This is a genomic window from Lysinibacillus parviboronicapiens, from assembly GCF_003049575.1.
In the GTDB taxonomy this organism is placed as follows: Bacteria; Bacillota; Bacilli; order Bacillales_A; family Planococcaceae; genus Lysinibacillus; species Lysinibacillus parviboronicapiens.
In genome coordinates, this window is sequence record NZ_PYWI01000006.1 from 72,897 (window position 1) to 99,599 (window position 26,703).

Here is a 26,703-nt window from a genome sequence, read left to right on the forward strand (position 1 = left end):
GCAAAATATTTAATATGGAAATTTGACTCTAACAGTTGCACTAACGGTCATTTGACCCTGTTCAATAGGAGTTGAAATCGAAGATTCTGCCATTGCCATCGTTTTATATAGGACAGGGCCACTTTCATGTTCTTCGACAATTTCGATTGGCTGAGGATGTAAAGGCAATTGCATCGTTTCGGCAATTGTTTTGGCTTTCATTTGGGCATTCTGAAGAGCTAAACTGAGCGCCTGTTGATAATATACATCAACATTGTCAATTTTAAATTGAATGGACGAGATACGATTTGCACCATTTTGCACAGCCGTATCAATGACCGCCCCAACCTGGTTTGTGTCCGGTATTTTAACCGTAATGGCATTTGACACCTCATAGCCTTTAAATACCTGTTTGGCGTCTACAAAATCATAGATAGGTGCAATATTATATGTCGCAGTTTGTACTTTTTCTCTTGGGATATTAAGTGCCAAGATGGATTGAAGTACACGATTCATAATATTAGCATTTTCTTGTTGTGCTTCCTGTACATTTTCCCCTTGTGTGCTGACCTCAATTTGAAGCTGGACATAACTAGCTGCAGCAAGGACCTTGCCATTCCCCGATACGGTGATGATACGTAGTGCAGGTGTTGATTGCGGACTAAAATTTGCATAATACATCGAATACCACCTTCCAAATTGTTCATACTCATTATGCTATGCTCGTTATAGGAATGGTACTATGTTTAGCCGGTAATCTTCAGGTTCACCTTGACTGCTTTTTTAATAATTTATCATGTAATTTGGTGAATAGGAGTAGTGTCAAAATTGTCCCGATTAGGGCTAAAAACATGTCCCATTGAGCATCCCATTTATCACCTTGCATCCCTAAAAAGTCCTTAGAAACATGTCCTCCCTTAGAAATTTTTGTACTAAGCCATTCTATAATTTCATATAAAGCTGCAATGGCAAGCATGATACTAATGGTAATGCCTGATAACCAGGCACCTTTGGCTAATTGCGTTTTATGTAATAAAATTTCTCTTACCACAATTGCCATTAGTCCCTTAAGGAAATGTCCAAAACGATCGTAGTGATTACGTTGTAAATGGAATTCCTCCTTTAACCAGTTAAAAAGAGGGACTTCTGAATAAGTATAATGCCCACCAATGAATGTCAAAATAGATAAAAGAGCGATAATAAAATAGGAAAGTGTTGTGAAGCGGAACTTGTTGTAGATGGCAGTAACCGTAATAATTGCGATTACACCCGGGCTGACCTCTGCCAACCAATCCAAATAAGAAACGGGTTTGATAATAGACCATATAAAAACGCCAATAACAATAAATAATAAAGTTAAATGTATCTTCAAGTGTTTAGCTGTATTCATTATAATCACTCCCTTACTCTATAGTATTAGGTAAGAGTGATTAGCTTATTCAGCCGATGTAAAACACCAGCTGAATAAAATCCAATTTTTATGATTGACGTAATAAATGGTTCTAGTCATATCCGCTGTTGACTAGGTTAAATCATTTTTAATAATGCTTCGACCCCAGTCATTCCTGCAAATATGCCAAGCTGTTCCGCTTCATAGGTAACGGATTCAAGCGGAGCCGTCAATAACTCATCGATAGTTTTAACACCAACTGCTCGACCAGCAACAATTTTACGGTCCACTAAACGACTATTTAAAAGACCAACATCTAATGCACCACACATGATGTAGCCTGTATCATTTGAAATTGTCAGTAATGTTGTTTTTGGTAAATGAACAATTACAGCTGTGAAAAAATACCCTTTAATCATAATAGGTTCAATTGTCACCATTTAATTCACCCCTTTTCTCTATATACATATGGCAATAGACAAAAAGGTGTTCAAGATATTTCAATTTAAAAAGTATGTAACAGCCGTTCGGTATCCCTATTAAATATCCATAACAACTGTAGGTGCGGAACTGTCCTTTCTTAATCTGAGAGCTTACAAATAAAAGCTGTAGCAGGATTTAGAAGGTTTACGAAAAGGAATTAAAATAAAAAAAGCTACTCCTTTGAGTAGCTTTGTCATTAAATTATTTTGTATAGGAAAGCATTGCAGTTTGCTTAAATTTTTCTAATGCAATTGTAGCCTCGTTTTTAGTGCTGTACTCGAACATACGGAAAGTATCTTTTTCAAAAACTGTAATAACCCACATTATAAAGTCCCCTTTGTCTACGGAATTTGTACTATAACAATCGGGTATTTTATGATATTCATCCTCGGTTGTTATATATCAGTTGTAATACCTATTTTACACCTATATTTTAAAAAAGAAAGTGTTATGTGATTGTTTTCACAAATCGTTCAAAAATAAGCAACCATTTGTGAATATTATATGAAGATCAGTATATGAACTGCCATAATGTGTTGAAATGAAAACATTTCTAACCATTTTATAGGTGTAGTTTTTGAGGGGATGTAGGTGAAATCAGCCAGTCAATCTGAAGTATAATTCATGGTATTACGCAAATAGTAAGTTAACGTAGTTAGGTGAAATTGTGCATGGGAGGTGATGCTATGATGCGTAAGCACATATTGATTTTAACGGCTGGCTTTTTAATCCTCTCGATATTTTATGCAGGCTTGAAAACCTTTGCTGATAAAGGTCGAAGCTATTATGAGGAGACAGGGGAAGTTGTGTGGGATATTAACACTAAAGATAAAATTGTTGCCCTGACCTTTGATGACGGCCCGCATCCCAAGTATACAGCAGGAGTGTTAGATTTATTAGCCAAGTATGAGGCAAAGGCGACCTTTTTTGTTGTTGGAGGAAATGCGGAAAAATATCCTGAGCTTGTTTTACGCACTTATACGGAAGGACATGAATTAGCCAACCATACGTATACGCATCCTTTTAAAATTTCAGTAACTGATTTACAGGAGGAACTGCGGCAGACGAACGAAATGATTTATAGTATTACGGGCTTCTATCCTGTTCTGTTTCGCCCTGTAGGTGGAAATTATAATGACAAAATGATTAATGCTGCGGTGAAGGATGGATACAAAGTAGTGATGTGGTCTTGGCATCAGGATACACAGGATTGGAAACAACCAGGTGTGAGTAAAATTGTTAAAAAAGTACTGAACGGTACAAAGCCAGGGGATGTTATTCTTTTTCATGACGGTGGTGGCAATCGTACACAAACGCTGAAAGCACTTGAAGAAATTTTGCCAACATTAAAGAAGGAAGGATATACATTTGTTACCGTATCTGAGTTAATTGAAAGCAAGCAACAACAAGAGGCAGTGAAATAAAAAAATGAGCCATCTCGATATATAGTCTGAGATGGCTTATTTTAAATGCGATGGAAGCAGTAAAAACCATTTGCCATTTTCACTTTTTAGAAAAATAAAATTGGTGCTAGTGCTATGCCAAAAATAGTACCTAGTGCGATACCAAAACCAAATCCTGAACCTCTAAAGCCCCAAAAACCTAGTCCATAGCCACCATATCGTCTATCAGGTAGAATCCATACCTGTTTTCTGTCTACCCTTGTTATTTCCCCCACGTGGACTCTGCCAGATGTATCAGTAATTTTTACGCGTTTACCATGATATTTACAGCAAAGATTATAAGCATCAGCTGGATTCACAAATTTCCCTCCTTTCTATCTTCATTACAAGTTAATATATGCGGCTGTGCACATTCAGCATTAGCCGATTGTCTATCCAAGGCATAAGCTATGAAAAAAGGATGGGAAGATGTCAGTAAGACCTACAAATCAGTGGCTTAACAATTTCAATAATGTACGCAAAGGGCATAATGAAAAAAATTTGGAGGAGATACAGTGCACCTTACTTTGTCATCCCTTAAAGGATGTTTTTATAGATTTGTCACCTGAAGAAATTCAATATAATTTACAGCAAAACGGACTATTTCAAGCACATGAGGAAGTAGCTGTGGATGAATTAGAAAAAGAGCATGTTTGGGAGATTGCGCAGAAGGAATTTGAGCGACTAAAAAAGCAATGGAATGGCCCAGATGTCCCTATCTATATTTTCCCGATAACTCTGGAACAATCACAGACAAGAAAAAATGGTGTTGCTTATCCTAATGCCGTGTTTCTATTTATAGCTAGGGGTCTTGAAAAAGAGGAACTGAAAGCATTACTTGCTCATGAATATAATCATGTTTGTCGCCTGCAGTATGTCAATAAGACTTTAGATGAAATGACGTTGAGGGACTCTCTCATTTTAGAGGGGCTGGCAGAATGTGCGGTAGAAGAACTGTATGGTGACAAATGGTTGGCTCCGTGGTTGAAGCACTACTCAAAAAAAGAGGTATTGAAGATATGGCAGGTCAATTTTTTACCTGTTTTAGATATACAAGGTGTGCAAAATCATATTGAGTTCTTATATGGTGGCAAGCTACCTAAATGGATTGGTTATTGCATCGGCTATGAAATTGTACGAACTTATAAAAAGAATTTCCCTAAAGGTAAGCTCTATTTGAAATCAGCACAGGAAATAGTTGCAGGTTCTGATTTTCCGCTACAATAGAAGAAAGGAGTGATTCTGATGACACATGAACTAAAAAATGTTTTACCACCAGTAATTGATCCGTCAACAAAGGTGCTTATTGTCGGATCAATGCCGGGCAAGCAATCATTAGAGAAACAACAATACTATGGCAACCCACGCAATCATTTTTGGCCAATTATCGGAGAAATCTTAGGAGTAGAGATACCAGAGAATTACACCGAGAGACTTCAATTGTTACAGGAAAATCATATTGGTCTTTGGGATACAATAGAGTCTTGTGAGCGTGAAGGAAGCTTAGATGCCGCAATACGAAATGAAAAACCAAATAATTTTAACACACTTTTTGAGCGTTACCCTGATATTCAACTTGTACTTTTTAATGGTTCAAAGGCGTTCCAAGTATTTAAAAAGCATATTGGGTTCGAGATATTGACAGATAAAAAATATTTAAAAATGCCATCGACAAGTCCTATACCTGGCAAAAATATTAAATCTTTTGAGGAAAAGCTAACGGATTGGCGTGTAATGCAATCTTATTTGTCTTCATAAATGAATGCAGTACCTGAAGGGATTTCTTTATCTAGGTGCAACAACCTTCGGGTGAATAGATTTGCGACTACTTTTAAACCATTGGTAAAAAAGCAAAAAAACAAACCCAATCTCGATAGCATCTCCACCATAATACATAATCATTGCACCTAGTTCTGCTTGCTCGATAGAAACATTGCTAGGAGGATAAGCATATATACGTTTAGATAAAATGGAATGAGCTGCTAGCGCTAATAATAAAATAATAGAGCGATAAATATAGGATGATTGATGTGGAGTTGGATCTATATAAATAAATGCAATGGTAAACAAATAGCCTGCTAAAAAAATATGAATGTGAATAAAAATAAATAAAAATGTGCTTTCGTGCATCATCGTAAAAAGTGGTGTAGTATACAGCAACCATAGTCCACCTACATTAAGAATAGATGCAAAAATAGGGTCACGAAGAACGTTAAAAGGTTTTCTTCGCAGTAACAGCGAGAGGGAACGAGCCATTTTCACGGGAATGGATCTTAATAGTAGGGTCATAGGTGCCGCCAGAGCCATTAGGAGAGGCGCCAGCATCCCTAGTAATAGATGCCCAATCATATGGGCGGAAAAACTAATATGAGTACGCTCAGCAAATGGGCCGATTAAGGTTGCTATGGCACATAGATGTCCAACAATCCATAAAAAGGAGCGATATAAGGGCCATTGTTTCTTATGCCGGTTTGAAAGAAATACAGCAAATATATATATAAATAGTGAGATAATAAATGGTACGGCTAAAATAAGCTGAGCAATGATAGAGATACTTTGCGTGTGATTATCATGTACATGCAATGGTCAAAGAACCTCCTTATTGTTTAACTGAATTTTTTGTTTGTAGAAGTAAGACAATGCCAATTAAAATCAGAATAGCAGCTAGTACATTCCAAACTACATCATAAGGAAGAATGTTGACATTATAGCGAATTTGATGAAGTTTCATCAGTTTATGCTGAATAATACCATCATATAGTTGAAAAGCACCTGCCCCTATGAATATTCCACTTAACCATCGTTTCACCCAAAATCCATGTTTTCGATGCAAATCCGCAAGTAAAAAAGCAGACCCGATTGTCGCAAAAAAACTAAAGGCATGAAATAAACCATCTGACACTAATCCAATATTAGCGGTGGATTTATCGTAAAAATGATGCCAATGTAATAATTGATGGAAGATTACCTCGTCTATAAAGGCTATTACACCTAGACCAAATAATAGGCCTGTCCAAAGATTACGTTGCCCATACTTATAACGATTTTCATGTTTAAGTGTTTTCTCTGCTGTGATATTTGAAATGGTCAATGTATTCACCTCATGTAGGAACAATTTTTTTCCGCATTAACGGTCAGTAAGATGCCCTTCTCCTGTTGAAAGATGACAACGCGTACATTAGAAGGGCGATTAACTGACCGTAAGCCTGATTGGTTTAACTTACAATGAGTGGGGATCAGGGACCCCATTGATTGAAGTTGTACTTTATTAGTTTACCCATGGGATTTTTCATTAAACAATTAAGCGGAACAATATTATTCGAAGGTAACTGTGGATAGCTCCTATAAAAAGACCTCTGGAAACGATACGTAAAAGGTAGATTGTCAGCGGTCATTTTATCAATTTAATCGATTTCCCAACTATTGTAATAAGAACCTGCAGGGTTATACAAGAATTTAAAGTGATGCTTTTCTGCTAACACACGACTCTGCGTTTCCTCGTTAAAGCCGATAGTCATGACTTGTGTACCGAACTTTTCTCGTAGTTGTTTCAATTTATTCATTTTATCTAGTGACCAGTCGTCCTCTCCAACTACATCATATGAGAAATTTTCCCACATGATAAAGTCGATATAGGGTGCTGTGTATTCTGCTAGTGTCTGAAAGCCCCAGTTTTGGGCAACTGACAAACCATTAAATTGCTGTTTAATTTTTTTGATGAAGGCAAGCATCGCTTGATTTTGTTGCCCTTGTTCTTTGGGAGGCAAAAAGGAATCTATATTGCCGACTGTATCTAAAAATACGCCATCTAAGCCTTTATGTACGATTTGTTTTTGAATCTCTTGTAGTAAGAGATTTTGGTAATGTGCGGAAGTCATATCCATTAAATAAGAATCCCACTCAGCAAAATACATCTTCTCGCCATATTCATCTTTGTAAAAATCGATTTCTTGTAATTGTTGATAGAAGGCCTCATTCCATTTGTCTGCCTCCATCGCATTAATATAACCAAAAATTAATGTACCTTTTTCTTGAGCCGCTTCGATATAGGGCTGTTGCATTTCAATTGGTTCGACAATAACCAAATCCATTTTCTGCATCTCTTGGCCAATTGTATTATTTCCTTTATCCAAATAATATTTATAGTCTTCAACCGCTGCTAGTTTTTCCTTAATAGTTGTGGATGGATTTGGTAGTTCGTTGACGTTGTTATTTAACAGTAAGCAGGTACTTATAAATAAGACAGTTAATATAATGATGTATATTTTGCGCATTAGATCTCCTTTATTAAGTAATTTGACTTTGATTGATTATACAGCAATTCTAGACTAGTGAGGGGTAGGCTATTGCTCAAACGGACTTTCGCCCTGTACATATATTGAAATATGTAAAAGGAGGGATTTGTATTGTATTTCAATCCAAATAATCAATTTGGAGACGATTTTAGACGTCCTGGTTGGGGTAGCCCTGATTATTTCGAATCATCACAGTTTGGACCACCGAATTTTGGAACGCCAGTGGGACAAATGCCAATGGGGTCACCCCCTGGATTTTCACCACCAATTCCTGCTTGGCGGGTAGGTTCTAGTGGTATACGTTCTTGCTTATTTACATTTACGTTTATATGGTTGAATAATGGAAGAAGTTTTTGGTTCTTCCCAACGGCCGTTGGGAGAGAATTTGTTGCAGGGTTCCGCTGGAGTAGAAGATATGGGTGGCAATTCCGTACTATTATAAGAAATAACATTCGATCATTTGAATGTTTTAGATAGTATAAAAAACGTCAAGAGCTGTGTATAGGTATAGATAAAAATACACAGCCCTTTTTATATGGATAAAAGAATATGGAGAAATATGCTTCAAGTGACCACTATTACGCTGAAATTTGGCTGCCGATTAAATAATGTTTCTTTTTTAGGAAGCGAATGTTACAATTATTGTAATTATAAATGAAGGGACGATGGGTGGCTGATGATTAACTAATCTTATTTTTAGGCATGGAATTTAAAATGAATTTCATTGAATTAAAACATAGGATTAGTCTGCCCGTTTTCCATAAAATAACCTATAACCAGGTACTTTGCATGTCTATTCTTTCCTTTAATGTTGCGCGTATTTTTTGTGTGTTAAAGTAAGAATCTGAACGTGCTAAAGTACAGGATAAACAATGATAAGCTATGAAGTATAGTTTATTTGTGTACGGTTTTTTGCGACTAATCCTTCCAAAAAAATTGGAGGGTTTTTTTGTGCCTCCAAATAGAGAGGAATGGTTTGATTGAAAGAACTTTTAAAATTACAAGATGTACGTTATGAAGTGATGGATACTCAGATTTTTGACAATGTAACAGCCTCAGTGAAGCAAGGTGAGGTGATTGGTATTATTGGCAGAAATGGAGCGGGTAAATCTACGTTATTACAACTGATACAAGGCTCGTTATTACCAACAACAGGGCAGCTACGATGGTTGCAGTCTGTGGAAATGGCCTATGTTGAACAGGAGCGAGCTGAATTTGATACGCAGGAAGTAATACCCCATGAGGCAGATTTGTTAGCTAAATGGCATGTGCCTAACATAGCATTTTCAGCGTTAAGTGGTGGAGAGAAGCTTAAAATGCGATTGGCAAGGGGCTTTTCACAGGATGCGCAGCTTTTATTATTAGATGAACCGACGAACCATTTAGATGAAAAAAGTACAGCTATGCTAATTACTAAAGTGAAAAATTATGGCGGTACAATCGTTGTGGTGTCACATGATCGTTATTTTTTAGACGAGGTAGTAACAAAAATTTGGTCAATTGAAGAGGGCAAACTGATTGAACACAACGGGCATTACTCCAGCTATATGGCAGCGCGAGAACAGCAAAGATTAGCACAACAACGTGCCTATGATAAGCAACAAAAAAATATTGAGCGCATAGAAGCGCAGATGAAGGAGCTAACGTCTTGGTCGCAGAAGGCGCATACACAGTCTACAAAGCAAGAGGGCTTTAAGGAACATTACCGTGTCAAAGCAAAGCGCATGGATGCACAGGTAAAATCCAAGAAGAAGCGTCTTGAAAAAGAGTTGGCAAAGGCAAAGGTGAATCGCGTTGAACCGGATGACGAAATACAATTCGTATTAAAAACTAGTCAACGTGTTGGCAAACGTTTTTTAGAGTTGAAACATGTAACTAAGTGTTTTGAAAATCGTCTATTGTTTAAAGATGTTAACCTGACGATTCAATATGGTGAAAAGATTGCGATTATTGGACCGAATGGTAGTGGGAAAACAACCTTGTTAAAGGTGCTATTAGCGCGAGAAAAGGCAGAAGGTGAAATTTGGATGTCGCCAGCTGCCAATATAGGCTACTTAACACAAGAGGTATTTGATTTACCACTCAACCAAACACCTGAGAAATTCTTTTATCGAGAAACCTTTGAAGAGCGAGGAAAAGTCCAAAATTTAATGAAGCATTTAGGGTTTACACCTACCCATTGGACGGCACCGATTGGTAATATGAGTATGGGGGAACGAGTGAAGTGTAAACTAATGGCCTATATTTTAGAGGAAAAGAATGTTCTGATTTTAGATGAACCGACCAATCATCTAGATTTACCTTCACGAGAGCAGCTTGAGCAAACATTAGCGCACTATAAGGGTACATTACTTGTGGTGTCACATGACCGTTATTTTCTTGAAAAAACTACAGATAGTGAGTGGATAATTGACAATAAATACATCTACAAAAAGTGGAAAGATAGCGTTCCCGCAGCAGTAGATGATTTAAAAAGTCTTCGATTAAAGCTTGAAAATGAAAGACAAGAAATACTTGGCAAGTTGAGTTTCCTAACAGCGCAGGATAAGGATTATGCAACGCTCGATCGAAAATTTAATGCGCTTACAAAACGCATAAATGAACTGTTAAATTAACGTTTAAGAGATCATCAGTTAGGGGAAAAATAATTATACTAACTCTTATAAGAGGGGTGTCTTACATGACAAAGAGATTATTGTTACCGCTACTATTAATTAGTGCAAGCTTAGTGGGCGCATGTACTACGGACAACGATGACAATACAAAAATACAAAATAACCAGCAAGAAGAAAATCAACCAAATGATAAGCCAAACGACACATCTGAAACAAAACCTCAAGAAACGGTATCCACTGTAACCCAGGCAGAGGCTCTTAAAAATGTAAAGGAACAGCTAGAGACTGATTTAGCAGTTGTCTTACCAAAAGAGCTTCCTTTAACAGAGGGTACATTTTTAACTGCAACAACAAAGGTTGTAGATAAAGAGATGGAAATTGTATTTTTTGAAAGCGAAAAGTATATGCCAATTAATGATATAAAACTCAAAAATTCAACCGATGCGACTGTGATTGCAAAATTGCTTGTAACGCAATATGACAGCGTAGCCGAAGCAAGTGAGCAAATTGCCTTTGAGGATTACAGTCAAAATGGTGGGCAGCAAGTTGATCTTGGATTTGATATTACAGGCTATCAGGATGCTGGCGCTGGCTCGTTATGGACCGGTTGGAATGAGGGGAGATGGTCATTAGCAGCGCATACTCGGACGGATAATCCACAAGCAGGTGTAGCGTTAGCTAAACAAGCAGTTCAATATTTAGAAACGCATACGTTACCAATTCCAAACCAAAACGGCTTTGTCCATTTAGATGTTTATAAATCCGGTAATTTAATAGTCTGGCAAGATGAAAAGCTTGTTTATACGCTTGATTCAATCAAAGAACCAATGAATGCACTTGCCATTGCCACAGCATTTAGCCGTTAATAGTAAATCCCCGAGTATATTTTTTACTCGGGGATATTTTAATTGTTCTCTACATGTGCGATAAGTAATTCATACTCCGCAAACCATTTTCGCCATTGCTCCATCGGAAACTCATCGTGAACAATGCCATTTAGTAAATCACACAGAAGTTCTAAGCAGATATGCCAACCTGCCAAATCTTTAGGCGTATGATCCGTTAGATCACTGATCGTTTCCTGCAACACCAATATTGAACCTTCGCGAGTCATAGAAAGTTTAAAGCGTACGGAATCTTTTCCCCAATCAAATTCGAGCGTTTGTTGTTTTGCATAATCTGTAATGGTGATTTCCTCAAAAGCATCTGTACCATCATTCCTATTAAAGTGCATTTTGCCGTTTTTTTGAAGATCAATCACTTCTAAATTGCTCATCCACTTCTGAAGCTTGTCATTTTCCGTCAGTACTGCCCAAACAGCATCAATTGAATGGGGAAGGGAGCGTGTGAATGTAACGACATAATTGTTCGGTTGCTTTTGAATAGTAGCAAGCATTAGTATCTACCTCTTTTTTTATAATCATTATAACTTATTTGTCACGCCTTCTTTCATATCTTCTTCTTTCGCTGTGAATCTAAAATAATTTGATTGAGTAAGTGTCTTTTTCTCTCTTGTTCTCTCCAGGTACCCCCAATTAAAATAGTTCTCGGTTCAGCTATGGAGAAAAGGTGTTCCTATGAAATTTAAAATCAGCTAAAATAAGAATAAAAAAGGAGAGATGATTTTGTCATTTAAAAAAGCGTTAGACTGTTATATAGAAGCAACGAACACACATGATTTCAATAACGTTAAAGAATTATTACATCCCGAAGCGGTTTATTGGTTTACTGATAGAACATGCACATCCCTTGAAGAGATTGGAGCTTATTTCAACCATGCATGGGATCTTATAAAGGAAGAGGTTTATAGTGCTACGAATGTTCAATGGCTTACAGTTGATGAAACATCCGCTACCTGTATATATACATACCACTACGAAGGTTATTATAATGAAAATTTTATATCTGGTAGCGGAAGAGCAACAAATGTATTTACTAAAGTGAATAATGAATGGAAATTAGTTCACGAACATTTAAGCAGTTAGCAGGTGATAGTGCGTATGGAAAATTAGAGAGTATCGAAAAGCATCTAGTTACTTTTCTAGCTGAAAGGTTTGATTTTATGGAGTGTTTAAAACTGAGGGTGGCTTAGCAGCATTAATAAGGGCAGATACCTGGATGATGGACATTTTAAAAACTGTGGAGAAATTACAGTTACCTGATTGTTGGATATGTGCAGGATTTATGCGCTCTAAGGTATGGGATACTCTTCATGAATATAGCAATAGAACCCCAATTGCCGATATTGATGTCATTTATTTCGATACATTGACGACCTCAGAGACAATTGAAAAACAGTATGAACAACAATTGCGAAAATATTTACCAAATGAGCCTTGGTCTGTGAAAAATCAAGCAAGGATGCATTTGATAAATAATAGTAACCCTTATCAATGTTCTACAGATGGAATCGCACATTTTCCAGAAACGCCAACAGCAATTGGGGTGAGGTTAAATAATAATTTACTCGAAATTACTGCGCCCTATGGAATCAATCATTTAGTCTCTGGAATTGTTTCTCCTACACCATACTTTCAAAAAGATGAGCGACTGTATAAGATTTATCAACAAAGGATACAGAAGAAACAATGGAAATCAATCTGGCCGAAGTTACAGATTTTTGACTGAAGTAGAGGAGCGGAAGAGCTTGAACCCAGATAAAAAGAAAGTACTGGTACATTACGAAAAATCTATAGTGTGGGTAAAGAACTTGGTGAATGTTACAGAAGAACAGTGGCGAACACCAATAGCTCTTGGGAAATGGTCAGTTGCTGAGGTTATTGGACATCTTATTCCTTGGGATGAATTTTTGGTAAGTAAACGTATTCCGTTTTTATTTACGGAGGACAATCTGCCAAAGTCACCGAATGTCAAGGAAATGAACGCACATGCAGCGCATAGCAGCCGTTTACAAAGTAAAGAAGAAACGATTGAGAAGTTTGTGAATGGTAGACAGCACCTAACGAATGCGCTACATCATTTAACAGATGAACAATGGCAGCAAAGTTTACATATTGGTGGATCAAAACTGACACTTTATCGTTATTTTTCAGGCTTGATGGACCATGATCTGCAACATTTTTTACAGATTCAAAAGGTCCTAAAGTGAAGGTGTAGAATGGAAATTACCGTAAACCAAATAATTGATTATTATGCGCACGCATCTGTGACCTTTTTAGATGTTTTTACCAATAAAATAGAAGCAGGAAGAATGGATGCGGGCCGAACAACAGCTCCTGGAAAGTGTGGGTTAGTCATACCTCTTGCTGGACGTGCTAACTTTAGTTTCAATGGCACTACTTATACGATGGAGCCAGGAATGGTAGTACATGCAGGCCCTCAAATGCCAATAGAAATCAACGTGATTGGTGATAAGGTGTGGGAATATGCAGTTGTGCATTATCACGTTTCGCCAGAAGTGGGCGCACTCTTCCCACTAACCCAGCAGCATTTCTTGATAAATACAGGTGACAACACAAAAATTATTAACTTTGTACAGCAACTTTTAGAAAGCTATTCAATGCCAGGTAGTATGGCAACATTCAAATCCAAGACGTTATTTATGAATCTAGTGGAAGCCATTCTAGTGTCGGCAAAAATGAAGGTTTTAGATACAACCAGTGAAATGATGGAGCAGGTTTTACAATATATACACGAAAACCATGCAAAGCCACTTTCAATCACAAAAATCGCACAGGAATTTGCTGTGGAGCGTCGTCGATTTGCCGATCTCTTTGAACAGCATACAGGGATGAATCCAAGTAGCTATTTAACCGAATACCGTATAAGAAGAGCAAAGGACTTGTTGCAATCTTGCGATAGTACAATTGCGGAAATAGCAGAATGTGTAGGTTATTTAGATTGCTTTTACTTTAGTCGGGTGTTTAAAAAATGTACTGGATTGTCACCAACCATGTATCGAAAAATGATGAATGAGGAAGCGAGATATGTATAAGTGAGTTGTTTCTTGTATAAAAGAAACAGCTCTTTTTTTAGTGAAAATCGGCAAAAATCCATGTGATAAAAAAATATGTCCATTCACAGCCATTTTTCTCTTTGTTAAAATAGCATCCATAAATGATAATCAATATCAATTAAATCTATCCATACTATTGACTTATAATTGAAAATGATTATCATTATCGTTATAGATGTTGAAAATGATTAGGAGCGATTAAACATGAATAAATATTTCAAAATGTGTGCACCTGCACTTTTAGCTTTATCTTTAGCTGCATGTGGTGGCGAGAAAGCGGAAGAGTCTACAGTTGCAACGAGCACGGCTGCGGAATCGAGTTCTACAGAAACTACGGAACAGTCGACAACTCAGAAAATTACCTATTTAGGGGAGACATATGAATTACCAGCGAAGGTAAATAATATCGTCGCGGCAAGCCTAGAGTCTATGGAAGACGCAGCAATGCTTGGTATTAAGCCTGTCGGTGTACTTGAAATTGCTGGGGAAGTCCCATCATACCTTGCTAAGGATTTTGCAGACGCTAAACTGGTAGGTAACAAAATGGAGCCGAATGCAGAGGCTATTCTATCTCTGGATCCAGACGTAATTATAGGAACATCAAAATTCCCTGAAGAAACGGCTGAGAAGCTGAAAAAAATCCAAACAATGATTCCTTATTCACATATTTCAACAAACTGGAAGGATAACTTAACAGTACTTGCACAGCTTACTGGAAAAGAGAGTGAGGCAGAAAAAATCATTGCTGATTATGAAGCAAAAGTGGCTGATTCACAAGTAAAATCAAAAGAGCAGTTAGCAGACAAGTCTGTGTTAATTATTCGTGTACGTGGCGGTGTGATGTATGTCTACCCTGCGGGAGTTTACTTAAACCCAGTGTTATATGAAGATTTAGGAGCGCCAGTACCAGAGATTGTGAATACTGCAAAAGCTCAGGCTGAACTGTCGCTAGAAACATTAGCAGAGGTAAATCCGGATGCTATCTTCCTACAATTTGAGCAATCTGAAAATACGGATGCACCGAAAGCATTAGAGGAACTTCAAAAGAATCCGATCTTTGCCAGCTTAAAGGCATCACAAAATAATCAGATTTTTGTTAATGCGATTGAGCCTTTAGCTCAAGGTGGTACTGCCTGGTCTAAAGTGAAATTCTTAGATGTTGCAGCGGAAAAATTACTTAAATAGTTTAAACAGGCTGGTAGTAGATTTGGTGGTGTCACCGGGCTATTACCAGCCTTTTGTAAGAGAGAGTTCAAATAGAAAAAGGTGTGGAAGTTGAAAAAAACAAATATTGTGTCATTTGCTATATTAGCAGCTACCCCATTCTTGATTACAATTGTGGCGTTAATTTCAGTTATGTACGGTACAAAAGATATTAGTGCATTAGCGGTGTGGCAGGCAATAATAGCATTTGACCCTTCGAATGTCGACCACCAGATTATTCGTACAGGCCGTATTCCTAGAATAGCGGCGGTATTACTAGTGGGTGCATTTTTGGCAGTAGCTGGCGCAGTTATGCAAGGTATTACACGAAATTATTTAGCATCACCCTCACTGATGGGTGTTAATGATGGTTCAGCATTTGTCATCACGTTAGCAATCGTATTCTTCCCAGGACTTCCTAATTATCAAATGATTTTACTTTCAATGCTTGGTTCTGCATTGGGAGCTGGGATAGTATTTGGCTTTGGCTCCCTCATTCGAAATGGACTATCACCAGTAAGGCTTGCCATTATAGGAACGGTAATAGGTACATTTTTGAGCAGTATAGCTACAGCAATTGCGATGTATTTCCAAGTGTCGCAAACAGTAAGTGTTTGGTATAACACAAAGGTACATACCGTAGATATTGATATGCTTTTGCTAGCCATTCCATTTGGACTCGTTGGTTTAGTCCTAGCTTTATTATCAGCAAGAGCTATCACCATAACTTCATTAGGTGAAGATATTGCCTTAGGTCTCGGTCAAAAAACGAAAGCAGTAAAAATTATTAGCATGTTAGCTGTTGTGTGCTTAACAGGGACGGCAGTGGCGCTTGTCGGAAAAATAGCCTTTGTAGGGCTAGTAATACCCCATATTACACGTTTCCTTGTCGGTGTAGATTATCGCTTTATAATTCCTTGCGCAGCAGCAATCGGTGCATTTTTCTTGGCGCTCTGTGATGTTCTCAGCCGTTATGTTAATTACCCAATGGAAACGCCAATCGGGGTTTTAACAGCAATAGTTGGTGTTCCGTTCTTCTTATACTTAATTCGTAAGCACGGAGGTGAAAAACGTGCGTAAAAATACCTCACGTGTATTTGTCTTAACAATCTCTATACTCATGTTATTTATAGTAGGTGCTAGTTATCTACATATTACAAATGGTGTCTTTGATATGTCTGTCATCGATGTAGTAAAAACATTGTTACGTATTGAACCGAACCCTAAATTTGATTTAGTTATTTTTGAATTTCGCTTACCTCGTATCGTTATCGCAGCACTAGTTGGTATCGGACTAGGGATGGCAGGGGTAGTATTACAAGGCATTACCCGTAATGGTTTAGCAGATCCTGGGATTTTAGGTATTAATGCTGGGGCTGGTGCAGCCGTTGTCATTTTCATGTTTTTCTTCCAACTAAATCTCGTAACAGCGGATATGAGTAGATGGGTATCCATTTTAATGATGCCTATGTTCGGCTTTATCGGAGGTGCGATGGCAGCTGCACTCATTTTTTCGTTTGCACTTAAAAATGGTCATTTAGATATGCAACGACTGATATTAACAGGTATAGCCATTAACAGTGGCTTTGGGGCATTATCATTGTTTTTATCATTAAAAATGAATGCGCAGGATTATGAATCTGCTGCTGTTTGGCTGGCTGGCTCTATTTATAATGCGAACTGGATTTTTGTTGCGGCAATGCTGCCATGGCTGATAATACTAGGTTTTTATGTCTATAGAAAATCGTATTTACTGGATTATTTTCAGCTAGAAGAAGATAGTATTACGAGCTTAGGCATTGGGGTGGAGAAAGAGAAAATCAAGCTGTTATTAGCGAGTGTCGGCTTAGTGAGTGCGTGTGTGTCCGTATCAGGTAGTATTGGCTTTATCGGTTTAATGGCTCCTCATATAGCGAAACAGCTTGTCGGTATTCAGCATCGCTATGTAATGCCAGCGAGTGCACTAATTGGCGCATGCTTGCTTGTTATCGCAGACTTTATCGGAAAAACGGTATTTGCACCATCTGAGTTAGCGGTTGGTATTGTCGTATCCATTATCGGCATACCGTATTTCTTATATTTATTAGTGAAATCAAAGGCATAGGAGGAAGTAACATGCAAACTGCATTCCGTATGGAAAATTTATCGTCTGGCTATGAGCAGGTTCGTGTGTTTGAAGGCTTAAATTTATCGATTGAAGAAGGAAAAGTAACAACAATCATTGGGCCGAATGGTTGTGGTAAATCAACACTATTAAAAACAATTGGTCGGATTTTAAAGAAACAGCAAGGGACTGTTTATTTACAGGAGCAAAATATGCAAAATTTATCGTCCAAGGATATTGCTAAAAAGCTTGCTATTTTATCGCAAACGCCTGTTGCACCTGGACAGTTAAAAGTTGAGGAACTTGTTGCCTATGGCCGTTATCCACATCGAAACAATGTCAATCGCTTAACGAAGAAGGATGAAGAAATGATTGAGTGGTCACTATCTGTCACGAATACACTTGATTTTCGTAATCGTGAGCTAGCTCAGCTTTCAGGTGGTCAACGCCAGCGTGTGTGGTTAGCTATGGCATTAGCACAAGAGACAAGTATTTTGTTACTAGACGAGCCAACGACCTATTTAGATATGGCCCATCAATTAGAGGTGTTGGATATTGTCAATAGCTTGAATGAACAGCATGGTTGTACAATTGTAATGGTTTTACATGACATCAATCATGCCGCACGTTATTCAGATCATTTAATAGCCATGCGTCAGGGTGTTGTTATCGAAATGGGTACGCCTAACGAAATTTTATGTGCGGATGTGATGCGCAAGGTATTTCATATTAATGCACGTATCATGGAAGACCCAGCAACAAAAACTCCTGTGTGCTATGGTTATGACATATTGAAGGAGCCAACAGATGAGCATTGAGAAATTAGAAGGAACACTGGATTATTCGAGCTATCAAATTAGCTCGAAGTTCACTGATTATAAATATACAGTTTACATTCATGTGCCACAGGGACAGGCACCGGAAGAGGGCTTCCCTATCTATTATGTGTTAGATGGCTCATCTTATTTTCATTTAGTAAAAGAAGCGGTGCGCCTACAGAGTCGCAATGCACTTAAGACGGGTGTAAATCCGGCAATTGTTGTCGGAATTGGCCATGGAGAAGATATGCAAGAACGACGCTTTTATGACTTTACTGCACCCGCAAAAGAATATAGCTACCCAGCAAGATTTAAAGGGAAGGGCTATGACAAGCATGGTGGAGCAGCGGACTTTCACAGATTTTTAACAGAGGAGTTAAAGCCAAGTATTCAGGCTCAATTCCAGGTTGATGTACACCAACAAACACTTTTTGGTCATTCATTAGCAGGTTATTATGTGCTGTGGCAATTATTTCATGAAAGAACAAGCTTCCAGCGTTATATAGCAATCAGCCCATCGATTTGGTGGAATGATCATGAATTATTACCTTGCACTGCAAAGTTTGTGAAAGAGCAAGCAGCTGTCACGGAAAGATTATTTATTGGCGTCGGTGAACTGGAAACATTTATGGTAGATGATGCCCGACAAATTGTCGGTGATCTAGAGAATATAACGGATATCGCTTTTTATGAGGCATTGGATGAAAATCATGCATCAGTCGTGCCTACTGTCATGAGTAGAGCAATACGTTTTGTGAATAAAAATTAACAAGAATGACCGCATTATCTATTGATAATGCGGTTTAATTATGTTTAAATATACGGTAAAATGAATATTTAATCTCAAAAGGGTGTGCGTATCATGGACATAGTACTAGCAGATATAAAGGATGCTCCGATTATTCATAAGTAATGTTACAGGCGTTTAAAGAGTATGAACATGCAACACCGCCATCGAGTGCATTAAGTGAAACGGTGGCTTCTATTGAACGGGCGTTAAATTTGGGAGAACAAGCATTTATTAGCTATATAAAGGAACAGCTAGTTGCAATGGTGCGATTTAAAGAAAATGATGAGGGGGATGTATTTCTTTCGCTTATTTTGTTATTCCGGAACAACAGGGTCAAGGATTAGCCAAAGCATTAATAGTAGAAATTGAAAGATATGCACGTACACAAGGGAAAAAATATGTGAATGTAAAGTTCGAGTGAGCGTACCTAGAAATATTGAATTATACTGTTCACTAGGCTATGTTATTACAAAAGAAGAAATTGTGGAAAATTGCAACAACATCGCTATGCCAATTGTGACGATGGCAAAGGAACTTTCCACTTAGGGGGATTTAACTTGAAGAAAAGATTAGCCTGTTTGCATGCCCATTATTCGAATATTGACTACATTGAGCAAGCATTTTGTAATTTTGAAGAGGTAGAGCTTGTACATTTTGTTGATCCTGGGCTTATGCAACGAGTGAGCCAGGGGGCTGAAGGGTTGTCTCCTAAGGTCAAAGAGCAATTGCAGTGGATAGCGGGTTGTGATGTTGATGGTATTTTAATAACGTGTACAAATTACATTGCGCTTATGAAGGATGAACAGTTATCACTATCAGTTCCCATTATTAAAATTGATGAGCCTTATTTTGAAACCATTTGTAATAACGACCAACATCAAACGATCCTCTTTACGAATCCTGCAACTGTAGAGGGCACGATGGCAAGACTTCAGCAGTTTGCCAAGCAACAAGAAAAGTCTATAAAAGTTGAGGCAAAAGTGATAGATCATACATTCGAGCTGATTATGCAGGGGCAAAAAGAAGCATATAATAAGGCAATCTTACGTTTTCTCCATGAAACTTTAAGGCAACCACAGTTAATCTCCGTTGCACAGCTATCTATGGTTGCGGCTGCACAGCAATTTGAAAAAGAAATGGCGATAGCCATTACGCATCCGCTACAAGCCCTTGTGAGCACTGTTTTAGATCAATTAAAAATCGGGTAAACACTCTGTAACAATTTGTACCAATCAATCGTTTCATAAAGAAAGAGGGATTGGGAGTGATGACATGAAGCAATTTCTTATTTTATGTGGCATCTTGTTAGTCGCTGTTGGGTGTGTCAAAAATGAAAAGACAATCGTTTTACCAGAAGATATTCCTGATTTTGTGCAACTAAGAGATGTTGAAAACATTGAGTGGGATAAGAAGGCAGTTGAATTTGGGGATAGGGGTATTATCGGTAATGAAAACAAATCGGGTGTCATTGGTGTTGGCTTAACAACCTATAAATGGATGTGGCATCTTTGGGGCATTGAAAATATTTATGATACAAAGTTAACGATCGTCGGCTTTCATAAAGAGTCTGCAACAGTACAGCCAATTTTAGTGGATGGTTGGACAATAGGAGTAGGAGGCCCCAATAATGGAGCAGATGCACATATGCCATCCGGAGTTATAATTCCCAAGCCAGGTGAATGGGCAATATTGCTTTATGTGAATGAAAAATTATTCGATACGTTGATTTATGAAATTAATGAGTAAATTGACAACAACATCAGATTAAATAAAATTAGTAAAGATAATAAAAGTTTATGGCAAAAAACTTATGAAACGGTAATATATTGATTAAATAGAAACGAGGGAGAGCTAAATGAACGATTTACGATATCCAATTGGCATATTTCAATTTCCAGAAGTCATAACAGCACAGCAAGTAAGGGTGTGGATTGAGGATATTCGTCTATTGCCAAGACAACTAGCAGAGGCACTAAGTGGTGCAAGTGAACAATCATTAGCAAAATCCTACCGTGAGAAAGGTTGGACAGTATCGCAGCTAGTCCATCATATTGCGGATAGTCATATGAATAGCTATATCCGTTTTAAGCTAGCACTAACTGAAGATACACCGACCATTAAGCCCTACAATGAAGAACATTGGGCACAACTACCAGATTGTGAAATGCCCGTAGCGACATCCTATAAAATGGTTGAAAGTTTGCATGAGCGTTGGGTTTATTTACTGACAAGCTTAACAGAGGAACAATTACAACGCGCCTTTAATCATCCAGATTCAGGATTGATGACTCTTGAAAAAGCGACTGCATTATATGCATGGCATGGAAAGCATCATCTTGCACATATTCACATTGCTTTAGCAAACTAGTATAGTATGAAATACTAAATAGGCGACTTCTTGTGAAAGAAGTCGCCTATTTTTTTGTTTTTAAATACAAAACTACATTTATAGGATTAGTTTTGTGTATAAGATTTTTCAATTATTAATGTAGTAGGATTTATCTAGTTGTTATTCAATAGTAATACCTGCGCTTGCTGTTCCAGTTAATGTTTGGATAACAGTAACACCAGCAGTTGTAATTGAGAAAACCATTAATAAGCGGTCTCCTGTCACGACTGGAACTGGTGGTACAGTTGCAGAAGCGAATGCAGTTTGACCTACAGCGATTATACCAGTAAAGGCTGGTGCTAAGTTTACAGTTGCACTTGTAGCTGTGAACAGAGTGCTTCCAGCAGGAGCGCGGTAAACTGTTGCAGTTACAGTAGTTGTACCGACAAGCGTAACACCAAGTGTTGCTGTAAATGAAGCAGAAATAGCCGTAATATTACCAGGTCGTGGAACTGAAAAAGCTTCTGTTACAACACCCGATAAGTCAATAGTATTACCAAGAATTGTTGGACCAGGAATCGCAGTACCGAATCCAATTAAACTAGGTGCAGTAATTAAACCAGTAGCTAATGATGCCAAAATAACAGTTGTGATACCAGAAGAGAAAGGAATGATAGAGCCAGTTGCTTGAGGCGGAAGAATACATGCAGCATCAATCGCTACAAAAGGTCCAAGTGCACTACATTCATTATTACAACTAGATGAGCAACCACAACCACCATGATTCATAAAATTATTTGCACACATTTTTTTACACCCCCTTTCTTCATTATTCTATTCATTTAAGAATGGGGAGGGAGGGCAAATATCTTCATAGTGGCTACTATATTTGAAAACAGGCTTTATTTAAGAAGGCTCCTATCACTAGATTAGTTCCTTAAACAGCCATAAAAAGGTCCAATACGTATCTTTTGTACATATTGGACGGTTTAAAAAATTAGTGTTGATCTCATGTATTTATGCCCTATACCCCACAACTTATAGTTAACTCCATTTTCTAAAGAAATTGAAAAACGAATTCTTTTCTTTCTTATTTTCCTTATTTTCTTCTACAGTTGGCCCTGCTATAAGGTCAGGTTGCTTGTTTACCTCTTCAAGTGGTAGATGAATTTCATCGACTTCCCCTGATGAAGCTTCAAAAACTTTGAAATCATGTGCTGCGGTTGCAGAAGAATTATCGGAATAGACAGGTTCATTTAGTTTTTCAAAATTTTTATGGTGACCCGGTTCGTGAACTTGCTGAGCAATGGCATCATTGCTAGAAGCATTCACCTGTTGAGCATTGACATAGTCGTCAGGTTCAATAGCTTGCTGAGCACTTACATGGTCGTCAGGTTCAATAGCTTGCTGAGCACTCACATGGTCGTCAGGTTCAATAGCTTGCTGAGCACTTACATGGTCGTCAGGTTCAATAGCTTGCTGAGCACTTACATGGTCGTCAGGTTCAATAGCTTGCTGAGCACTTACATGGTCGTCAGGTTCAATAGCTTGCTGAGCACTCACATGGTCGTCAGGTTCAATAACTTGTTGAGCACTCACATGGTCGTCAGGTTCAATAGCTTGCTGAGCACTTACATGGTCGTCAGGTTCATGTGTTTTTTCAGATGCTACATCATTGACAGATTCATTAACAATAGAAGAATTTAAGACGTTATTATCGATGGATTCGTTGTTAATAGCAGGCAAAACAGTTTTAGGATCGTAAATACTAACGGGTATTTCCTGTGCGTCAGTAGCCTTTTTAAAATGGAAGGTTGATTCTACAGTGGTATTTCTGTATAGGCCATTATAGATTTGGCTTGGGTGCGTATTTATCGATTGAAAGTATTGTTGATTAAAATGACGTTCTTCGGGCTTATTTCCCTGTATGTCATTTCCTGTAGAAGGTATTCCATTGTTTAAAGTTAATTGCATCGTTGTTGCTTTTCCTGCCAAACTCTGGAGCAATTTATAAGATGGCTGTTTTGATGTAATAGTGGATTGGTCTGGTGTCTGTGTGATTCTAGGATGCCTTTGTGAAGTGTTTGTCGTCGTAGGAGAATTTTTTTCAATGGTAGGTGCAGCTAATGTGGCTGGAGCTTCATTAACTTCAATTGTTAGTAATCGGTTTAAAACTGTAAAAATTTCTTGATTCATTTCGTCAATGGTTTGATTCAAGGACTCAATTTGTGTCGATAGCAGCTTTATTTGATCCTCATATCCCCTGATGTGTGAATTTTGCTTATCATCTAATGTTTCTGTGAGCCCTTCCAAATGTGCCATTTGCGTTTTTAGTCCATCAAACTCGTTTTTCATAAATAGAAAATCTTCAATTGACGTCCCCATTTTTAATGAAGTTAATGTTTCCCTGTAGGAGTTGATTTTCTGTTTTAATTTTTCAATTTCTTGAGTGGAGTACAATTTAGAGTCTTCCATTGCATTTCACCCCTTTCAGTCCTTTAATATTTTATTAAAAATATTGTCTTTCTGTTACAAATACACCGGTCCTTTTCAACATTTAAGTTCCTCTTTAAAAGGAGTCCTTTGTAAGTAAACATGATGCATAACGATATGTGTGACTTTTAATAAATATCATGCAGAACTATTTATTAGCCCATGCACTTATAGCTAGAATACATATGCTACAAACGAAAGATAAAAAACTTATGGAGGTGTCAAAAGGATGCAAGATATTATGCCATCCCAGGCGCAGGAACTAATTTGTATAAATGTCGATAAGGTATATGACTGGATTGTAAAGGAAATGTCATTTGATATTTCTCCTACAGGACCAATTACTTTCCCAGGCGTAACACCAGGGACTATTTTGACGGGTGCAACAGTTACATGTAGAGTAATTCCAGCAGCTACAAATCCAATTGTTATCTTGAACCGTGAGAATCGCCAATTCTCTATTGATGGATCAACAGTTTGTCTACAGCATTTAAACATCCAAAAGAATTTCATTCTTACGATTGTTGTTACTTTACCTACTGGTACTGTTTTCACAAGCACAGAAATCCCGGTTTCACGCTGTGAGCAAGTTACATTATGTGCACCTAAAGGGACAGATGTAGAAATTTTATATACGGATTTAGATTGCTTCGTATGTACAACTGGAACACTTACAGCTGGAACAGGTACAATCACGTTTTCTGCGTTAACAATTACTGTAGCTGTTTGTCAAAGTATCCAATCTACTTTCCCAGTTACTGTAGAATTCTTAGCAACTTTCTGCGAACCAAGAGCAGATTTACCATTCTCATGCCCAACTGCAGTACGTCCAAAGCAATGCTCTATTATTTTCCCAACTGGCGGTTAATAGTGCTAACGCATAACAAAAAGTCATATCTTGAAGAGAGGGTAATCCTCTCTTTTTTTTCTGTTTAGGGCAGTGCTGGCGGATTAACTAGGGGCAGGCGCCTCGATAGTTGTACTTTAATGTATTTGGTTAAATATCCTATACAAAAAAAGGAGGCCGTAATTGTGAAAACTGGCAGAACGAATGTAGAAGAGAAAATTAATGAAATAAAAGAACAAACAGAATTATACGTCAATGAAATTAAAAAGATGGTTGAGGGACTCATTATTCCTGATACGGTAAACATTATTAGTTATTTCACTTCTTCGTTCAATATTTCTTATGATTCTGAACAGGAGAGCTTATGTTTGGGTTCGTTCCACATTCGAAACATTGGCAATCAGCCACTCACAAATCCATATTTGTGTATAAAATTACCCGAAGATTCTCCTTTTTCCTTCTCAGGACGCTATGTGTATGAACACTTCAAACAAAATTTAAAAGGGCCGACCAGTTGGGAACGAATAAATGATAAATCAAGTAATGAAGAATTTTGGCTTAAGCCATTAGAAAAAACATCTCTTGAGCCCAATGAAACCCTTTCATTTTCAAATTTTCAGATTAAATGGTCACATAATTTATCTTATTCAGGAACAATTATGGGGTTTACATATTGCGATCAGCTAAAAGAGGGGGTTGCTGTTTTAAATCCTATCAATCTCAATGGAATCAGTCGTGGACAGGAGGATGAAAATGAGTGAGTTAGATGACAAGGAGCAAGATGTTGTAATGGAACACATCATCCACCAATTTTTGAAAGAACAGCGTAATAAATTACTGGATAATGGAAAGGTAAATGATAATAGTTTTGCATTTCTAGAAAAAACTACACTGAATTTACTGTTAGCCTATCTGTTATCGGGAGAAAGCCGTGGTAAGAGTGAAATAGCAAATGAAGAATTTGAATTATTGATCTTAAAACAGCTTGACGACATCATGGACACTAACCAAAAGCAATTTGAAGAGATCATTGATTTACTTAGAGAAATTACGTGATAGGAGGTACCAATGTGGATAATGAGAGCGTTAGAAATAATGACCCTATTCAGCTACAACAAATGATTATTTTTTTAAGAGCAGAATTAGCCAAGTATAAGAATGAAGTGGAAAGACTTAGAGATAGCGATTATTATTCACTAGTACTTCGGCTAGAACGAGAGAATGTCCAATTAACAAACCGAGAAAAAGAGCTTACACTGGAGCTCATCAAGTTAAAGAGAGAATTAGAAAAAGAGGTAACGCAATATCAAGAAGATATTCAGATGAGAGAAATTCAACGAAAGAAGCATGTTTCTTCAATTGAGGCTCTCTTGAAGGATAAAAATGATTTGCGCATGGAAAATGAACAATTAATGGGAGCGCTAAAAGCCGCAGAGGACGAATTGAGGTCATTTAAAAAGGAGAGGCAGGAAGTCATGGTGGCAGATTATAAAACTGCTATCGAAAATCTAGAAAATAAGCTAATTGATTTTACGGAAATAACAAACAAACAAATGGAAAATATTGTTGAAGAATTGGGAACGACTCGTAGAGAACTGAGTGGGTCCGATAATATCAATTACTATTTAGTAAAAGAGATAGAAGAAAAAAGAGTAGAAAATGATAAACTTTTGAACGAAATAGCTGAATTAAATCATCATATTGAACTTCTTTCAAAGAGTAACCCTTCCCTTTTAAGTGGAAAAAACATTCTAAATTCTCAAGTTTTTTCTGACTTAGATGCCCAAGTAAAAAAGATACTAGATCAATCTGTAGGTTTCGAAGGACAGTTAGATGCTAAATTGCGTATTCTTGATGACTTAGAACAGAAGTTGAATCAGCTTGCTATTGAAATAGAAGTCAATAGAACAATGTAATTGGGAAATGTATTATGCTTAGA

The 26,703-nt window shown here is 37.5% G+C and carries 35 protein-coding genes; 24 read left to right on the top strand and 11 right to left on the bottom strand.

What is annotated here, in order from left to right; translation table 11 throughout:
* Nucleotides 1-9: 9 nt before the first annotated feature.
* The 4 genes from C9J35_RS07600 to C9J35_RS24515 form a co-directional block, all read right to left on the bottom strand.
* The gene (locus tag C9J35_RS07600; protein ID WP_054768663.1) at nucleotides 10-660 is read right to left on the bottom strand and encodes an SIMPL domain-containing protein; all 651 of its coding nucleotides are present in this window, start codon (nucleotides 658-660) and stop codon (nucleotides 10-12) included.
* An 85-nt stretch (nucleotides 661-745) separates the two neighbouring features.
* Nucleotides 746-1,369, bottom strand: a complete 624-nt coding sequence (locus tag C9J35_RS07605) for a DUF2238 domain-containing protein (protein WP_054768662.1) — start codon at nucleotides 1,367-1,369, stop codon at nucleotides 746-748.
* 137 nt (nucleotides 1,370-1,506) lie between these two features.
* Nucleotides 1,507-1,809 carry a YunC family protein gene (locus C9J35_RS07610; protein WP_054768661.1) on the bottom strand — a complete coding sequence of 101 codons (303 nt, stop codon included), beginning with the start codon at nucleotides 1,807-1,809 and terminating at the stop codon, nucleotides 1,507-1,509.
* A 244-nt stretch (nucleotides 1,810-2,053) separates the two neighbouring features.
* A complete protein-coding gene (locus C9J35_RS24515) occupies nucleotides 2,054-2,176 on the bottom strand; it encodes a hypothetical protein (RefSeq protein ID WP_010860471.1) in 123 nt (40 codons plus the stop codon).
* 365 nt (nucleotides 2,177-2,541) lie between these two features.
* Here C9J35_RS24515 and C9J35_RS07615 point away from each other — a divergent pair, with 365 nt between their 5' ends.
* Nucleotides 2,542-3,276, top strand: a complete 735-nt coding sequence (locus C9J35_RS07615; RefSeq protein ID WP_107924097.1) for a polysaccharide deacetylase family protein — start codon at nucleotides 2,542-2,544, stop codon at nucleotides 3,274-3,276.
* 86 nt (nucleotides 3,277-3,362) lie between these two features.
* Here C9J35_RS07615 and C9J35_RS07620 read toward each other — a convergent pair whose 3' ends face one another.
* Nucleotides 3,363-3,614 carry a hypothetical protein gene (locus tag C9J35_RS07620; RefSeq protein ID WP_054768660.1) on the bottom strand — a complete coding sequence of 84 codons (252 nt, stop codon included), beginning with the start codon at nucleotides 3,612-3,614 and terminating at the stop codon, nucleotides 3,363-3,365.
* 109 nt (nucleotides 3,615-3,723) lie between these two features.
* Here C9J35_RS07620 and C9J35_RS07625 point away from each other — a divergent pair, with 109 nt between their 5' ends.
* Nucleotides 3,724-4,521 (top strand): DUF2268 domain-containing putative Zn-dependent protease, encoded by a 798-nt coding sequence (locus C9J35_RS07625; protein ID WP_107924043.1) that lies wholly within the window; start codon nucleotides 3,724-3,726, stop codon nucleotides 4,519-4,521.
* An 18-nt stretch (nucleotides 4,522-4,539) separates the two neighbouring features.
* A complete protein-coding gene (locus C9J35_RS07630; RefSeq protein ID WP_107924044.1) occupies nucleotides 4,540-5,052 on the top strand; it encodes a DNA-deoxyinosine glycosylase in 513 nt (170 codons plus the stop codon).
* 27 nt (nucleotides 5,053-5,079) lie between these two features.
* Here the strand turns inward: C9J35_RS07630 and C9J35_RS07635 are convergent, their stop codons facing one another.
* The 3 genes from C9J35_RS07635 to C9J35_RS07645 form a co-directional block, all read right to left on the bottom strand.
* Nucleotides 5,080-5,877 (bottom strand): cytochrome c oxidase assembly protein, encoded by a 798-nt coding sequence (locus tag C9J35_RS07635; protein ID WP_107924045.1) that lies wholly within the window; start codon nucleotides 5,875-5,877, stop codon nucleotides 5,080-5,082.
* 16 nt (nucleotides 5,878-5,893) lie between these two features.
* Nucleotides 5,894-6,385, bottom strand: coding sequence for a DUF2243 domain-containing protein (locus C9J35_RS07640; protein ID WP_054768665.1), 492 nt, complete (start codon nucleotides 6,383-6,385; stop codon nucleotides 5,894-5,896).
* 313 nt (nucleotides 6,386-6,698) lie between these two features.
* Complete coding sequence (locus C9J35_RS07645) at nucleotides 6,699-7,568, bottom strand: endo alpha-1,4 polygalactosaminidase (RefSeq protein WP_107924046.1); 870 nt, start codon at nucleotides 7,566-7,568, stop codon at nucleotides 6,699-6,701.
* A 132-nt stretch (nucleotides 7,569-7,700) separates the two neighbouring features.
* On the opposite strand from C9J35_RS07645, the gene C9J35_RS07650 reads away from it, so the two are divergent.
* The 3 genes from C9J35_RS07650 (at nucleotide 7,701) to C9J35_RS07660 (ending at nucleotide 11,070) form a co-directional block, all read left to right on the top strand.
* Nucleotides 7,701-8,066: a hypothetical protein gene (locus C9J35_RS07650; RefSeq protein ID WP_054768659.1), complete on the top strand. Its 366-nt coding sequence runs from the start codon at nucleotides 7,701-7,703 to the stop codon at nucleotides 8,064-8,066.
* 503 nt (nucleotides 8,067-8,569) lie between these two features.
* Nucleotides 8,570-10,204, top strand: a complete 1,635-nt coding sequence (gene abc-f, locus C9J35_RS07655) for a ribosomal protection-like ABC-F family protein (RefSeq protein WP_107924047.1) — start codon at nucleotides 8,570-8,572, stop codon at nucleotides 10,202-10,204.
* Between the two features lie 65 nt (nucleotides 10,205-10,269).
* Entirely contained in the window at nucleotides 10,270-11,070 is an 801-nt protein-coding gene (locus C9J35_RS07660) for a hypothetical protein (RefSeq protein WP_107924048.1), read from the top strand.
* Between the two features lie 38 nt (nucleotides 11,071-11,108).
* Here the strand turns inward: C9J35_RS07660 and C9J35_RS07665 are convergent, their stop codons facing one another.
* On the bottom strand, nucleotides 11,109-11,600 hold the full coding sequence (locus tag C9J35_RS07665; RefSeq protein WP_107924049.1) for an SRPBCC family protein: 492 nt from the start codon (nucleotides 11,598-11,600) through the stop codon (nucleotides 11,109-11,111).
* A gap of 229 nt (nucleotides 11,601-11,829) precedes the next feature.
* On the opposite strand from C9J35_RS07665, the gene C9J35_RS07670 reads away from it, so the two are divergent.
* The 14 genes from C9J35_RS07670 to C9J35_RS07730 all read left to right on the top strand — a co-directional run bounded on the left by C9J35_RS07670 (nucleotide 11,830) and on the right by C9J35_RS07730 (nucleotide 21,463).
* Nucleotides 11,830-12,189, top strand: a complete 360-nt coding sequence (locus tag C9J35_RS07670) for a YybH family protein (protein ID WP_107924050.1) — start codon at nucleotides 11,830-11,832, stop codon at nucleotides 12,187-12,189.
* 82 nt (nucleotides 12,190-12,271) lie between these two features.
* Nucleotides 12,272-12,832: a nucleotidyltransferase family protein gene (locus C9J35_RS07675; protein ID WP_235616226.1), complete on the top strand. Its 561-nt coding sequence runs from the start codon at nucleotides 12,272-12,274 to the stop codon at nucleotides 12,830-12,832.
* A 19-nt stretch (nucleotides 12,833-12,851) separates the two neighbouring features.
* Nucleotides 12,852-13,313, top strand: coding sequence for a DinB family protein (locus C9J35_RS07680; RefSeq protein WP_107924051.1), 462 nt, complete (start codon nucleotides 12,852-12,854; stop codon nucleotides 13,311-13,313).
* A 9-nt stretch (nucleotides 13,314-13,322) separates the two neighbouring features.
* A complete protein-coding gene (locus C9J35_RS07685; protein WP_235616227.1) occupies nucleotides 13,323-14,159 on the top strand; it encodes a helix-turn-helix domain-containing protein in 837 nt (278 codons plus the stop codon).
* Nucleotides 14,160-14,384: 225 nt separating this feature from the next.
* Entirely contained in the window at nucleotides 14,385-15,365 is a 981-nt protein-coding gene (locus C9J35_RS07690) for an ABC transporter substrate-binding protein (protein WP_107924052.1), read from the top strand.
* A gap of 90 nt (nucleotides 15,366-15,455) precedes the next feature.
* Nucleotides 15,456-16,463, top strand: a complete 1,008-nt coding sequence (locus tag C9J35_RS07695) for a FecCD family ABC transporter permease (protein ID WP_107924053.1) — start codon at nucleotides 15,456-15,458, stop codon at nucleotides 16,461-16,463.
* Nucleotides 16,456-17,487, top strand: coding sequence for a FecCD family ABC transporter permease (locus C9J35_RS07700; RefSeq protein ID WP_327323071.1), 1,032 nt, complete (start codon nucleotides 16,456-16,458; stop codon nucleotides 17,485-17,487). The genes C9J35_RS07695 and C9J35_RS07700 overlap by 8 nt, the downstream gene beginning before the upstream one ends.
* Nucleotides 17,488-17,498: 11 nt before the next feature.
* Nucleotides 17,499-18,305 carry an ABC transporter ATP-binding protein gene (locus C9J35_RS07705; protein WP_054768657.1) on the top strand — a complete coding sequence of 269 codons (807 nt, stop codon included), beginning with the start codon at nucleotides 17,499-17,501 and terminating at the stop codon, nucleotides 18,303-18,305.
* Nucleotides 18,295-19,074, top strand: a complete 780-nt coding sequence (locus C9J35_RS07710; RefSeq protein WP_054768656.1) for an alpha/beta hydrolase — start codon at nucleotides 18,295-18,297, stop codon at nucleotides 19,072-19,074. The genes C9J35_RS07705 and C9J35_RS07710 overlap by 11 nt, the downstream gene beginning before the upstream one ends.
* A gap of 143 nt (nucleotides 19,075-19,217) precedes the next feature.
* Nucleotides 19,218-19,439: a hypothetical protein gene (locus C9J35_RS24080; protein ID WP_235616228.1), complete on the top strand. Its 222-nt coding sequence runs from the start codon at nucleotides 19,218-19,220 to the stop codon at nucleotides 19,437-19,439.
* Nucleotides 19,412-19,516, top strand: coding sequence for a GNAT family N-acetyltransferase (locus C9J35_RS24085; protein ID WP_235616230.1), 105 nt, complete (start codon nucleotides 19,412-19,414; stop codon nucleotides 19,514-19,516). The genes C9J35_RS24080 and C9J35_RS24085 overlap by 28 nt, the downstream gene beginning before the upstream one ends.
* 136 nt (nucleotides 19,517-19,652) lie before the next feature.
* On the top strand, nucleotides 19,653-20,303 hold the full coding sequence (locus tag C9J35_RS07720; protein ID WP_107924054.1) for a hypothetical protein: 651 nt from the start codon (nucleotides 19,653-19,655) through the stop codon (nucleotides 20,301-20,303).
* Nucleotides 20,304-20,367: 64 nt separating this feature from the next.
* Nucleotides 20,368-20,841 (top strand): DUF4871 domain-containing protein, encoded by a 474-nt coding sequence (locus C9J35_RS07725; RefSeq protein ID WP_054768655.1) that lies wholly within the window; start codon nucleotides 20,368-20,370, stop codon nucleotides 20,839-20,841.
* A gap of 109 nt (nucleotides 20,842-20,950) precedes the next feature.
* Nucleotides 20,951-21,463 (top strand): YfiT family bacillithiol transferase, encoded by a 513-nt coding sequence (locus tag C9J35_RS07730; RefSeq protein ID WP_107924055.1) that lies wholly within the window; start codon nucleotides 20,951-20,953, stop codon nucleotides 21,461-21,463.
* 141 nt (nucleotides 21,464-21,604) lie between these two features.
* Here the strand turns inward: C9J35_RS07730 and C9J35_RS07735 are convergent, their stop codons facing one another.
* Entirely contained in the window at nucleotides 21,605-22,231 is a 627-nt protein-coding gene (locus C9J35_RS07735; RefSeq protein WP_054768654.1) for an exosporium glycoprotein BclB-related protein, read from the bottom strand.
* 237 nt (nucleotides 22,232-22,468) lie between these two features.
* A complete protein-coding gene (locus C9J35_RS07740; protein ID WP_107924056.1) occupies nucleotides 22,469-23,899 on the bottom strand; it encodes a hypothetical protein in 1,431 nt (476 codons plus the stop codon).
* 247 nt (nucleotides 23,900-24,146) lie between these two features.
* Here C9J35_RS07740 and C9J35_RS07745 point away from each other — a divergent pair, with 247 nt between their 5' ends.
* The 4 genes from C9J35_RS07745 to C9J35_RS07760 all read left to right on the top strand — a co-directional run bounded on the left by C9J35_RS07745 (nucleotide 24,147) and on the right by C9J35_RS07760 (nucleotide 26,680).
* The gene (locus tag C9J35_RS07745; RefSeq protein WP_054768311.1) at nucleotides 24,147-24,785 is read left to right on the top strand and encodes a BMQ_0737 family morphogenetic spore coat protein; all 639 of its coding nucleotides are present in this window, start codon (nucleotides 24,147-24,149) and stop codon (nucleotides 24,783-24,785) included.
* Between the two features lie 164 nt (nucleotides 24,786-24,949).
* Nucleotides 24,950-25,525 carry a hypothetical protein gene (locus C9J35_RS07750; RefSeq protein WP_107924057.1) on the top strand — a complete coding sequence of 192 codons (576 nt, stop codon included), beginning with the start codon at nucleotides 24,950-24,952 and terminating at the stop codon, nucleotides 25,523-25,525.
* The gene (locus tag C9J35_RS07755) at nucleotides 25,518-25,820 is read left to right on the top strand and encodes a hypothetical protein (protein ID WP_107924058.1); all 303 of its coding nucleotides are present in this window, start codon (nucleotides 25,518-25,520) and stop codon (nucleotides 25,818-25,820) included. Before C9J35_RS07750 ends, C9J35_RS07755 begins: the two co-directional genes overlap by 8 nt.
* A gap of 14 nt (nucleotides 25,821-25,834) precedes the next feature.
* Nucleotides 25,835-26,680 (top strand): coiled-coil domain-containing protein, encoded by an 846-nt coding sequence (locus tag C9J35_RS07760; RefSeq protein ID WP_107924059.1) that lies wholly within the window; start codon nucleotides 25,835-25,837, stop codon nucleotides 26,678-26,680.
* Nucleotides 26,681-26,703 lie beyond the last annotated feature (23 nt).

What these genes read in the sequence shown, in the direction of transcription:
- C9J35_RS07600 (WP_054768663.1), bottom strand. Translation starts at nt 660, where the DNA reads ATGTATTATGCAAATTTTAGTCCGCAATCAACACCTGCACTACGTATC.
- C9J35_RS07605 (WP_054768662.1), bottom strand. Translation starts at nt 1,369, where the DNA reads ATGAATACAGCTAAACACTTGAAGATACATTTAACTTTATTATTTATT.
- C9J35_RS07610 (WP_054768661.1), bottom strand. Translation starts at nt 1,809, where the DNA reads ATGGTGACAATTGAACCTATTATGATTAAAGGGTATTTTTTCACAGCT.
- C9J35_RS24515 (WP_010860471.1), bottom strand. Translation starts at nt 2,176, where the DNA reads ATGTGGGTTATTACAGTTTTTGAAAAAGATACTTTCCGTATGTTCGAG.
- C9J35_RS07615 (WP_107924097.1), top strand. Translation starts at nt 2,542, where the DNA reads ATGCGTAAGCACATATTGATTTTAACGGCTGGCTTTTTAATCCTCTCG.
- C9J35_RS07625 (WP_107924043.1), top strand. Translation starts at nt 3,724, where the DNA reads ATGTCAGTAAGACCTACAAATCAGTGGCTTAACAATTTCAATAATGTA.
- C9J35_RS07630 (WP_107924044.1), top strand. Translation starts at nt 4,540, where the DNA reads ATGACACATGAACTAAAAAATGTTTTACCACCAGTAATTGATCCGTCA.
- C9J35_RS07645 (WP_107924046.1), bottom strand. Translation starts at nt 7,568, where the DNA reads ATGCGCAAAATATACATCATTATATTAACTGTCTTATTTATAAGTACC.
- C9J35_RS07660 (WP_107924048.1), top strand. Translation starts at nt 10,270, where the DNA reads ATGACAAAGAGATTATTGTTACCGCTACTATTAATTAGTGCAAGCTTA.
- C9J35_RS07665 (WP_107924049.1), bottom strand. Translation starts at nt 11,600, where the DNA reads ATGCTTGCTACTATTCAAAAGCAACCGAACAATTATGTCGTTACATTC.
- C9J35_RS07685 (WP_235616227.1), top strand. Translation starts at nt 13,323, where the DNA reads ATGGAAATTACCGTAAACCAAATAATTGATTATTATGCGCACGCATCT.
- C9J35_RS07690 (WP_107924052.1), top strand. Translation starts at nt 14,385, where the DNA reads ATGAATAAATATTTCAAAATGTGTGCACCTGCACTTTTAGCTTTATCT.
- C9J35_RS07705 (WP_054768657.1), top strand. Translation starts at nt 17,499, where the DNA reads ATGCAAACTGCATTCCGTATGGAAAATTTATCGTCTGGCTATGAGCAG.
- C9J35_RS07710 (WP_054768656.1), top strand. Translation starts at nt 18,295, where the DNA reads ATGAGCATTGAGAAATTAGAAGGAACACTGGATTATTCGAGCTATCAA.
- C9J35_RS24080 (WP_235616228.1), top strand. Translation starts at nt 19,218, where the DNA reads ATGTTACAGGCGTTTAAAGAGTATGAACATGCAACACCGCCATCGAGT.
- C9J35_RS07725 (WP_054768655.1), top strand. Translation starts at nt 20,368, where the DNA reads ATGAAGCAATTTCTTATTTTATGTGGCATCTTGTTAGTCGCTGTTGGG.
- C9J35_RS07730 (WP_107924055.1), top strand. Translation starts at nt 20,951, where the DNA reads ATGAACGATTTACGATATCCAATTGGCATATTTCAATTTCCAGAAGTC.
- C9J35_RS07735 (WP_054768654.1), bottom strand. Translation starts at nt 22,231, where the DNA reads ATGTGTGCAAATAATTTTATGAATCATGGTGGTTGTGGTTGCTCATCT.
- C9J35_RS07740 (WP_107924056.1), bottom strand. Translation starts at nt 23,899, where the DNA reads ATGGAAGACTCTAAATTGTACTCCACTCAAGAAATTGAAAAATTAAAA.
- C9J35_RS07745 (WP_054768311.1), top strand. Translation starts at nt 24,147, where the DNA reads ATGCAAGATATTATGCCATCCCAGGCGCAGGAACTAATTTGTATAAAT.
- C9J35_RS07755 (WP_107924058.1), top strand. Translation starts at nt 25,518, where the DNA reads ATGAGTGAGTTAGATGACAAGGAGCAAGATGTTGTAATGGAACACATC.